This window comes from Brucella oryzae (genome assembly GCF_041929965.1).
Lineage (GTDB): Bacteria > Pseudomonadota > Alphaproteobacteria > Rhizobiales > Rhizobiaceae > Brucella > Brucella oryzae.
Map to the genome: position 1 here is coordinate 293,796 of NZ_JBHEEO010000003.1, position 10,391 is coordinate 304,186.

A 10,391-nucleotide genomic window follows, 5' to 3' on the forward strand; every position below is an offset into this window, starting at 1 on the left:
ATGATTCCATGAGAACGGCAATAGATCTTTTAGCTGATGTCAGAGACTGGACGTTTAACCCTAGCATGCGATCTCGGTGCTGTCAAAAAATGACTCGATTACTAAATATGCTCAATAATTGGTATTACGTTTCAAGTGTAAGCATTCGGTGAGTGCCGCATCTGGCCCTGATGGTGTGCAGGCTCAGAGGTCTGACTGGAATGTCGTGACAGCTCTAGCAGCCTTGTCGCAACGCTCAGCAAGTCCTGGGTAAGAAAGCCCCATATGCTCGGTCGCGATCCTAATGAGATACTGCGTGATGGCATCAGCTGAGACGGTTTGGTTGACCTGCATGCTCATGACGGGATCGGCATAGGCATCATTCGGCTGGCTTTGCGATCTATGGTTGATTCTATGCCGCAACGGCTGGTGTTTGCGTCGGTGTCTAGTCCCGTGGCAGCAATTTCTCCAACCTGCTGATCGGCGTATCTGCAATGTTGGCGAGGACGTCGGCAAGCCTAGCCTGCAGATCATCGACGAATGGCAGGCTTTCCTTACAGCAACGTTCCAGGCGTTGATAGTCCGCAAGGACTGGCAATCGCCCATCATAGCAAGGCTGGTATATCTCTACCAATTTTGATTTTGCTCTGACGAGAAAACTTTGCTTCGCACTAACTAGATTCTAGCTGGCAATCTGGAAATTAAGCGGTTCGCGTTTGGTCGGCACCGGGCGCCACCTGTGTCTTTGGATCAAAACAGATTCCCGGCCAATTAATCTGCCCAGCTTGCTGAATTTTCAGGGGGACCCAAATTGTACAAGGTGACATGCCAGAAGGGAGGTTCGGAGGTCCAACAACCTCAACTTTTGTGCCGATGGCCAGAGGGCGATGGTGTTCTTGCGGTCCATTCGAATGACGAAGAAGTAATACTCTAAACTGGATAAGCCATTCTCAGGATTTATTGAAAGGTGTTGTTACTTATGAACAATTAGTTGGAACCAAGTGTCCAAAAAGCGGCTGCGTTTTAGTCCATCCAGATAAACCAGAAGCTCCGGCCCAAGCTCGACAGGTTGCAGTGATGCTACGTCCGAAGGGCTCGTTTCCGATACAAGACCAGTTTCCTGAAGAATCATCTGTCCATTGGAAGACAGGAGAAACATGATCGCCTGTTCGGAGATGGTTGCATGTTTGCTTCGCTCAGGAATGAGGGCGGTCCAGGGCAGGGCGACAACGTAATCCTGTGGCACAATCACTGCAAAATCCGCAGTATCGTATTGCCATTTGCTTATGTCTGACAACGGCACGTTATAGGCAAGGTCGATATTGCCAGCCGACAATGCCTGTAACAGCTCTTCGCTTGTATCGAAGATACGCGCCTGTGACGCGCCAAAGGCGCGAATAATACGCCAAAACAGTGGAGAGCGGATCGAATCCTGAGCCGCCAAAGTGTAGCTGACATTATCAATGCCAATATTGACGATGCCGACACGCCGTTGAAAGCGGACGGCGTTCTGCTCTAGAAGCCGTGCAAGTTCAATGCGTGTCGTAGGCAATTCACTGTCGAGCGCGCGGCGTTTGACAACACTTACCGCTGGATCGAAACCGATGCTGAACAATTCGCTGCGCCAATGAGCCTGTGGCGCCAGTCCGGCATTGCGGACAATTCCGTTTCTTGGCTGTGCGCCGCCTTCATTGGCGATAAGCACAGCAAGATCTGGCGTGGAAAGGATAGCGAGATCGGCGGCGCTTGCCTCTTCAGCGCCCGCAAGAAGCCGCGAGGTCCATTCACCCGGCCTGATCTGCCGATATGTGATGTCGACGCCCGGCAACTGTCGGGCAAGTCCGGCCTGAACGGGCGCTATGGTTTCGGGTGCAATGTCGCCGACAATCTGAAACTCGGGTTTTGACGTCGGATCATTTTGCGCATGCGTGTTATGCAAGGAAGGTACTGTCAACATCAGAACGGCGCAAACTTGCAGGATAATGCGTCTCATACATCTGGCCCCGGTGTTGTTGCGGGCAATGTCACCAAAACGCTTGTTCCGCCGCCTTGGCGGTCCCGCAATTCAATTTCACCGCCTAACGCCTCCACAACCATTTTCGCTATCGGCAATCCGAGGCCCGACCCCGGCTTTGATTGGTCTCCGCGGACAAAACGCTCGAAGACGCGTTTTTTCATTTCGGGTGCAAGTCCCACGCCTCTGTCATGCACGCCAAGCGTGATCGTAGCTCCAATCTGGTTAAGACTGATAGTAACAGGGCCGGGCGCATGAACGAGCGCGTTTTCGACGATGTTTCGAATCATTTCCCTGATACTGATGGTTTCGCCGCTCACATAGACCGGCTTGTCAGGCGCTTCAAAGCGGATTGTTCGTTGCAGATTCGAATAGCCGCCTTCAGCGCGCAATCTTCGCACGGCTTCTTGGGTAACCTGCCGCAGGTCCAGCGTTTCGGGCGTTCTCGACTGGATACTGTGCAGTGTGGTCGCCTCGGACAAAAGCTGATTTGCGAGCAGGCTTGCGCTTATGGAATTGGCATGGACACGGGCAAGGATTTCCTTTTGCCGGTCTGGATCAGTTTCTTCGAGCGACAGTTCCGTCAATGCGCGCAGGGCCGTGAGCGGCGTGCGCATCTGATGAGCTGCATCGGCGGTAACCAGCTTCAATCCGGCAAGCACATTGTTCAGGCGTCCCATGAAATCATTGAGTGCCGCGACCAGTGCGGTGACCTCCTTGGGAATGGGACCAGCAACCGGGTTCAGGTCGGATGAGGAACGCTGGCGCAGATCAGACTCGACTGTTCGCAATGGTCTGAATGCAAATCGGATCGCGAGCCAGATAAGGACCAATGCAAGCAAAGCCACGCCAAGCGCAGGCAAGATTGTATTGAGGCTCAGCTGCAAGGTCAGCTGCCTTCGCGCTTCGCGTGTCTCCCCCACCAGAACATCGACCCAGCCGCCGCCCTTTGCATCGCTGTGATAACGTGCGACAGCTGCAATCCGCACTTTTTCCCCGCGATAAACGCTGTCGTTCAGACGGACGCGATTATTGTTGCCGTGCGGAATTTCAAGTCCGAGAATGGGCGAACCGGTCAAGAGGCTACCATCAGGGGCCACCACGCGGTAGAAGATACGATTGAGGCGCGATGTGCCCAGGATAGCAAAAGCCGAGTGTGGAAGATCGACGCTGAGCGCACCATCCTGCAGAGTTATCGTGTCTGCGATGGAGAGAGCTGCAGCTCCCAGAACGCGATCAAATGCTTCATCGGCGGCCCGATGCGCATACCACCGACCCAGAAAGAAGAGCAGAACCGTGACAGCGAAGAGTGTCATTCCGCTGCCCAGCAGAATGCGGCGCTGAATTGAATATTCCCTGTTTTCTGCTCCTTTTACCATCAGAGTTGCGGTGCTTTAAGCCGGAGCAGATAGCCCACGCCGCGTTGTGTGACTATCTCAACTGTGCTGTTCTCGAGCTTCTTCCGCACGCGTGAAACCAGCAGTTCGATAGCATTGGGTGTGCCGGTATCTTCATGGCCGAATAGTTTCAGAACCAGCATATCTTTTGGGACAGTGACATTGAAACGGGTGGCAAGCATTTCCAGCACATCGAATTCGCGCCGCCCGAAATCCAACGGCTCGTCACCCTGCATCACTGATCTCTGCGTCAGATTGACCGATAAATCGCCGATCCGCAAAACCGGCTGCGCCACGCCCATATGCCGTCTTGCGACAGCTCTGATCCGGGCAACAAGCTCCCTGAGATCGAAGGGTTTGACCAGATAATCATCGGCACCAAGCTCCAGAAGATCGATCTTGTCGGCAATCTGGTTACGTGCGGTGATAACCAATACGGGGCAGGACGAGGATTGTTCGCGCATATTACGCAGGATCGCAAAGCCGTCACGGCCCGGAAGGTTGATGTCGAGCACGACAAGATCAAAACAGCCGTTCACGGCCAGATCTTCTCCGTGCTCGCCATCATAGACAGTCGTGACGATATGGCCTTCTTTTTCAAGCTTAGAAGCAATAGCAAACGCGATATCGATTGTGTCTTCTACGAGAAGGATACGCATGTTGTGTGGAACGACTCTATGCAAGTTTTCGGACGACAGGATTCTGACAGCTGGAATTGTTAGTATCTGAGAAATATCGGATGAGGCTGCGGCGCTTGTATCATAGCAAGCGTCCAGGGAGGAAAAAATGTTCTGGCGCGGGGTGGCATGTCGCATAGGCATGACCTTATTTGGGCTTCAGCTGTGCATCGCTTATGCGAATGCCGCTGATGCTGCTTGCGCTTATCGCGGCGCGCTGGATGAGCGTTATTGCGACGAGAACCGCGACCTTGTCGCAGATACTCCCAAAGACGCTTCCCAGTGGCGTGATCCGCAGACACTCGTATGGGCCTATTCGCCCATCGAAGACCCGGCGGTTTATGCGCGGCTCTTCAAGCCGTTCACCCAGCATCTTGAAGCCTGTCTTGGACGACAGATCGTCTACTATCCGATCCAGTCAAGCGCGGATGAAGTGGAGGCGATGCGGTCGGGTCGTCTGCATTTTGCCGGTTTCTCAACGGGACCGACAATTGAGGCGGTCAATCGCGCAGGCGCGGCTCCGTTCGCCGCCAAGGGCACTGGCGATCAGATGCGCGGCTATCGCCTGGTAGCGGTGGTGCACGCCGACTCGCCTTATGAAAAGCTGAGTGATCTCAAAGGGCGTCGCGTCGCCCATGCGTCGCAATTCTCAAATTCCGGCAATGTCGCGCCACGCGCGCTCTTTCCAAAAGAAGGTCTTACGCCGGGGCAGGACTATGCGCCTATCATGTCGGGCGGGCACGATAAATCGATCCTCGGCGTTGTCGCCGGTGATTACGACATGGCGGCTATTGCCTCCGATGTGCTTGAACGCATGATTGAGCGGGGGCTTGTGAAGCGTGATGCGGTTCGCCTGATCTATCAGAGCGATCTGTTTCCAACCTCGTCATTTGTTTACGCGCACAATTTGGCTCCGTCACTCGTCGCTGAGATGAAGCGATGCTTTTTCAATTTCACGTTCACACCTGAAATGAGGGCCGAGTTTCAGGGTGACGATCACTTCATTCCCATAGATTACGCAGCCGCGTGGTCCGTGGTGCGCGAGGTGAGCGAGAAGGCTGGCGCACCACCTCCATAATTCGCTTCACAGCAAGCGATCAATTCGCATGGCATTTTTCTGAGTGCCAGCTCCCGCAGCAAGCCAGAACACAGTCAACTGCAACCCGATTGGGTTTCGGTCTGGGTTCCTTCGGCTCAAAGTGGATAAAATAATGAGTTATTACAAGCAGCTAACCTACAAATACAAGGTCTATAATACAGACCCTACGACACTGATCGGGGTCATGCTCGCAATCGTTTTTGCTTATCTGATTGCGGCGCCGATCGTGCTGCTTTTGTCAGATGCAGTGATTGTCCAGTTCGCTGATCGGGCACGTTCGGGCCAGCAGATCGGTGAATTGACCTTCTATTATCTCAACCGTGCGTTTTTCTCGGCGATTTCGACGGATGTGTTCTGGCGTCCGCTCTGGAACACGGCAATCATCGCAGTCGGTTCGATTGCCTTTGCGCTTGTTACGGGCATTCCACTGGCGTGGCTTTTGAGCCGCACAAATTTACCGGGCAAGAAGTGGTTCTCGACAGCATTGATTGTTCCTTACATGCTGCCTTCGTGGACCTTCGCTTTGGCTTGGCTGACCCTGTTCAAAAACCGCACCACCGGTGGTCAGTCAAGCTGGATGGAAGCTTTGGGCTTCTCGCCACCTGATTGGCTTGCTTACGGCATGTTGCCAATCATGCTCATTCTGGCCATGCACTATACGCCATTCGTGATCCTGCTTTTCGGCAATGCGTTGCGGCAGTTTGATTCCACGCTTGAAGATTCAGCCCGTGTCATGGGTGCAGGCAAATTGCTGATCGCGCGTCGCATCATTCTTCCATTGATGCTGCCGTCGCTTGTGTCGGCTTCAACGCTGATCTTCGCCAAATGTCTCGGTGACTTCGGTGTCGCCTATATTCTTGGCGTGCCGGTTGGTTTTGACGTTCTGGCGACGTCTCTTTTCCGCGCAATTTCGACCAGTCAGGCTGGCATGAGCGCAGTTCTTGCGGCAACCATTGTCGTGCTTGGTAGCATTTCAATCTTCCTCGATATGTATTTGCTCAAGGAAGCGCGCCGTTTCGTCACTATTGGCAACAAGGGTTCTATGAACCGCCAGACCGACCTCGGACGCTTCCGTGTGCCTGCATTCAGCTTTGCCGCACTCATGTTCGTTGTCAGCGCGTTTATTCCGCTGATGGCGCTTCTGCTGACGACGGTTATGCGTGTGCCGGGCGTTTTCACGCTGGATAATTTCACGCTGGATTTCTGGATCGGCACCAATCTTAACACCACCGCGATGAGCAATGGCATCCTCTTGACAGGCGAGTTCTGGAAAGCGACCTGGAACACGCTGTGGATCGTCGGCTCGGCTGCATTGGGTGCGGGTCTGCTTGGCCTTCTGGTCGGTTATGTCGTGGCTCGTACGCCTGTTTCGCTTGTTGGCACGTTTCTGCGTCAGGTGACATTCCTGCCTTATCTGGTTCCGGGCATTGCATTTGCTGCGGCCTATCTCACGATGTTTGCAGTGCAGCGCGGTCCGCTTCCGGCCTTGTACGGAACGCCGATCCTGCTGGTTCTCGCGATCCTTGCCGATCAGATGCCATTCGCATCGCGTGCGGGTATCTCGGCGATGATGCAGCTTGGCAAAGCGCCTGAAGAAGCGGCCCAGATCGTGGGTGCCGGTTTCTGGCGTCGTCTGGTTTCGATTGTCGCGCCAATCCAGAAAGGCTCTCTGGTTTCAGGAATTCTGCTGCCGTTTATCTCTGGCATCAAGGGCCTGAGCCTCGTCGTCGTGCTGGCTGTGCCGGGCACGGACGTTCTCACCACCTATGCATTGCGCCTCGTCGACTACAGCTACAGCCAGGCCGCAAATGCAGTCGTTTTGATGATCTGCGTCATCGCCTTTGGCGGCACGGTTATCGTTCAAAAACTCACCAACAGCAAATTGTCTGACGGATTGGGAGGCAAATAATGTCGAGCATTACTATTCGCGATGTCAGAAAGAGCTACGGCAAAGCCGCCCGCGCCGCAGTTGAAAAGCTTTCACTCGAAATTCCAAAATCGGAGTTTCTCTGCCTGCTTGGACCTTCGGGTTGCGGCAAGACGACGACGCTCCGCATGATTGCGGGTCTTGAATATCCAACCGAAGGTCAGATCCTCGTCGATGGTCAGAAGATCGTGTCGGTTGATGACGGCATTTATGTACCACCAGAAAAGCGTGGCATGGGGCTGGTGTTCCAGAACTATGCCCTTTGGCCGCACATGACGGTCGAACAGAATGTCGAGTTCGGCTTGAAGTTGCATAAGGTCGCCAAGGCTGAGCGTCAGCGTATTATAGATGACGTTCTGCAGAAGCTTGGCATCGAGCGTTATCGCGACCGTTTGCCAGCACAAATGTCTGGCGGTCAGCAGCAGCGTGTAGCCCTTGCACGTATGCTGGCGCTCAAGCCCGATATTATTCTGCTCGATGAACCGCTTTCCAATCTCGATGCGAAACTGCGCCTGGAAATGCGTGCCGAGCTCAAGCGTATTCATCAAGAAATGGGCTCTACGGTCGTATTTGTAACGCATGATCAGTGGGAGGCCATGACATTGGCAACCACGATCGCAGTGATGAGCGAAGGCGAGTTGCAGCAGCTTGGCACGCCTGACGATATTTACGAGCGCCCGGCCAATCGCTTTGTGGCTGAATTCATCGGCAATCTGCCGATCAATATCATCGAGCTTAATGACAGCAATAACGGCGCGTTGGCGACATGGGCACGCGACTACCTCAAGGCGCAGAGCATTGCGGCAGGCAATGTCGGTTCCGTCGGTATCCGGCCGGAATCCGTGCGTCTCAGCGATACGCCCGTTGAGCACGGATGTGTAGCCAAAGTGGTGGATATCGTGCCCACCGGCGGCAGCTGGATCGTCGAAGTGTCAGTTCATGGCGAGCAGTTTTTTGCAATCGCTGCAGACGCTCCGGCCCAGAAGGCTAGCGATGAAATCTGGTTCCATGTCGAACGCAGCCACGTCCACGTGTTCGACAAAGAAGCCAAGCGCATCAGGGACTGACGCGGCGTCGCTTTCGTTCTCATACAATAATCATCAACATTGGAGGAAATAATGCGTTCAACCCTTCGCAAATATGCGGCACTTTCATTGAGCGCCGCAGTTCTGGCAAGCACGGCCGCTTTCGCGGAACCTGCTGCTGAAATCGGTATCAAGGATGCGGATTACTCGCTCGAAGCACTGATTGAAGCAGCCAGGAAAGAGCCGGGCATTACAGTTGTGGACGCCACTGGCAAGATCGTCACCATGGCTGAAGCCTTCACCGCAAAATACGGTGTGAAGGCTACAGGCGTGAAGATGAATGGCCAGAACCAGGAACAGGTCATTCTGCGTGAAGCTGCTGCAAACAATGTTCGCACGGACGTCTTCAACATGAGCAATCTGCCATCAGTTACGTCGGAAATCATCGTTCAGGGCGCAGGTCTCAGCTGGCTTCCACCTGATCTCAAGGATGATATCCTTGTGGAATATCAGAACCCGGCCATTACCAGCCTCAATCCGTGGGTATGGGCTTATAACTCGGATGTTCATGGCGATAAGTGCCCGATCGACAATATCTGGGCGCTGACTACCGAGGAGTGGAAGGGCCGCATTGCTATGCCCGATCCGCTTCTGCGCAACGAAACGATGTTCTGGTTCAATCAGATTGCCGAGCATGACGATGAAGCCATGCGCAAGGCATATGAAGAGTTCTTCGGTGAGCCACTGAAAACCGATGAAGCAAGCGCGACTGCTGAGTGGGTCAAGCGCTTCGCCAAGAACCGTCCGAGCGTTACGCGGAGCGATACGGAAGTCGGTCCGATCATCGGTGCAAAGGGGCAGGAAAAGCCATTTATGGGCTTCCTCAGCACGTCGATCTTCCGTGATGCCAAGAAGAATGGCTACACGATGGGTATTTGTGCAGGCATGAAGCCTTGGGCCGGACAGCTGACGCCACGCGTTGCCGTTATCGCATCCGGTACGAAAAGCCCGAATGCATCGAAGCTCTTCGTGCATTACATGATGACCGAAGAGGGCATGGCTCCGCAGTTGGCCGATGGAAAGATTTCGTCGAACAAGGACGCGAAGATTCCAGAAAGCGAAGTATCCGGCATCGTGAAAGTCATCGACCAGCTCTACGTTCCACATTCCGAGACCGCCGAAAGCGACTATTCAAAGCTTCAGGATTGGCAGGATTTCTGGACCATTAACTCTCGATAGAGAGTATAGCAGTTAGATAATGGCCAGAGGTTTAATTCTCTGGCCATTTTTCTGTAATTGTTTGCGAAATCGACGCGCCATTTATGCATTACACAAGGGGCTGACATAGATGGCGCGTCCGCGGTTACTTGAACCACCAGTGTTGCAAAATTTTGATGAGGTTGGCAACAGGGCGGTGATTGAAGCGTCATTCACACTCCTTGATGAACAGGTGAAAGTTCTGCTGTGGAATGCCGTTATAGCCCGCAGATGGCCCTTGGTCTGGTTCCAGAAGTTCTCAATCCCGTTGATATGATTCATGTCGTCTGCGAACAATTCCGAGTGGTTGATCTGGACGTGATGGAACTCGGAAGCGTCCAGAACATCATGGACACCGAAACTGTCGGTATAGACGATGGAGTCCGGTCTCACCTTATCCTTGATGATTGGGAAAAGCGCGTCTGTACTGGAATTTGGGATGATTACGACATGAACCTTGCCCCCGTTTCAAAAGCTCAAAGACCGGGATATTGCCCGCTGCGCCGCGACCGCGCTTACCTTTCCTACGTTTGCCGAAATAGCTTTCATCGACTTCGATCTCACCGCCCATTAGACCCAGCTCTGATGCAGCCAATTCCTCGAAAATCACTTCGCGGAGCTTGTGGAGGAACAGGATCGCTGTATTGCGATTGACGCCTGTCAATTCCGCCGCTGTGCGGGCCGTGGTACCTGCGCAAAAATACTTTAGGTAACCGACTCATAAGAACGTAGCGAGATACGAATTGCAGCAAGCTGGATAGATGCGAGGAAATTGTCGTCGCGTTTGTCGTATCGCGTTGCGATGGCCCTGAAGTGTTTGAGTTTATTGAAGAACCTTTCGACCGCGTTCCGTTGCTTATAGAGCCATGGGCTGAAGGCGGGGATATTCACACGGTTTGGCATGGGGCGGATGCAGCCCCATGCTCCTCGTTCTTTAAAGCTTTGGCGCAAACCGTCGCTGTCGTAAGCGCGATCTGCCAGTAGTATCTGCCCGGACCCGAGCGTCTCAAACATAT

At 53.7% G+C, this 10,391-nt stretch carries 8 protein-coding genes and 1 pseudogene; 4 read left to right on the top strand and 5 right to left on the bottom strand.

Going from position 1 to position 10,391, the window contains the following annotated elements; genetic code table 11:
- Positions 1 to 952: 952 nt before the first annotated feature.
- The 3 genes from JNC70_RS04830 to JNC70_RS04840 all read right to left on the bottom strand — a co-directional run bounded on the left by JNC70_RS04830 (position 953) and on the right by JNC70_RS04840 (position 4,049).
- A complete protein-coding gene (locus JNC70_RS04830) occupies positions 953 to 1,972 on the bottom strand; it encodes an ABC transporter substrate-binding protein (RefSeq protein WP_104755483.1) in 1,020 nt (339 codons plus the stop codon).
- Positions 1,969 to 3,309, bottom strand: coding sequence for a sensor histidine kinase (locus tag JNC70_RS04835; RefSeq protein ID WP_245414749.1), 1,341 nt, complete (start codon positions 3,307 to 3,309; stop codon positions 1,969 to 1,971). Before JNC70_RS04835 ends, JNC70_RS04830 begins: the two co-directional genes overlap by 4 nt.
- A 62-nt stretch (positions 3,310 to 3,371) precedes the next feature.
- Entirely contained in the window at positions 3,372 to 4,049 is a 678-nt protein-coding gene (locus JNC70_RS04840; RefSeq protein ID WP_104755481.1) for a response regulator transcription factor, read from the bottom strand.
- A 127-nt stretch (positions 4,050 to 4,176) separates the two neighbouring features.
- Here JNC70_RS04840 and phnD point away from each other — a divergent pair, with 127 nt between their 5' ends.
- From phnD to JNC70_RS04860, 4 genes are all read left to right on the top strand, one after another.
- Positions 4,177 to 5,145 carry a phosphate/phosphite/phosphonate ABC transporter substrate-binding protein gene (phnD, locus tag JNC70_RS04845; RefSeq protein ID WP_104755480.1) on the top strand — a complete coding sequence of 323 codons (969 nt, stop codon included), beginning with the start codon at positions 4,177 to 4,179 and terminating at the stop codon, positions 5,143 to 5,145.
- A 133-nt stretch (positions 5,146 to 5,278) separates the two neighbouring features.
- Entirely contained in the window at positions 5,279 to 7,075 is a 1,797-nt protein-coding gene (locus JNC70_RS04850) for an ABC transporter permease (RefSeq protein WP_104755479.1), read from the top strand.
- Positions 7,075 to 8,160: an ABC transporter ATP-binding protein gene (locus JNC70_RS04855; protein ID WP_104755478.1), complete on the top strand. Its 1,086-nt coding sequence runs from the start codon at positions 7,075 to 7,077 to the stop codon at positions 8,158 to 8,160. The genes JNC70_RS04850 and JNC70_RS04855 overlap by 1 nt, the downstream gene beginning before the upstream one ends.
- Before the next feature lie 51 nt (positions 8,161 to 8,211).
- Positions 8,212 to 9,357: an ABC transporter substrate-binding protein gene (locus JNC70_RS04860; RefSeq protein ID WP_104755477.1), complete on the top strand. Its 1,146-nt coding sequence runs from the start codon at positions 8,212 to 8,214 to the stop codon at positions 9,355 to 9,357.
- A 190-nt stretch (positions 9,358 to 9,547) separates the two neighbouring features.
- On the opposite strand, the pseudogene JNC70_RS04865 reads toward JNC70_RS04860, so the two are convergent.
- Together JNC70_RS04865 and JNC70_RS04870 are read right to left on the bottom strand one after the other, a co-directional pair.
- Positions 9,548 to 10,084, bottom strand: a pseudogene (locus JNC70_RS04865) (IS1595 family transposase); the annotation flags it as partial.
- Positions 10,081 to 10,391 (bottom strand): transposase (locus tag JNC70_RS04870; RefSeq protein ID WP_374788550.1); only part of this gene is annotated, 311 nt, incomplete at its 5' end. The gene JNC70_RS04870 and the pseudogene JNC70_RS04865, both read right to left, overlap by 4 nt.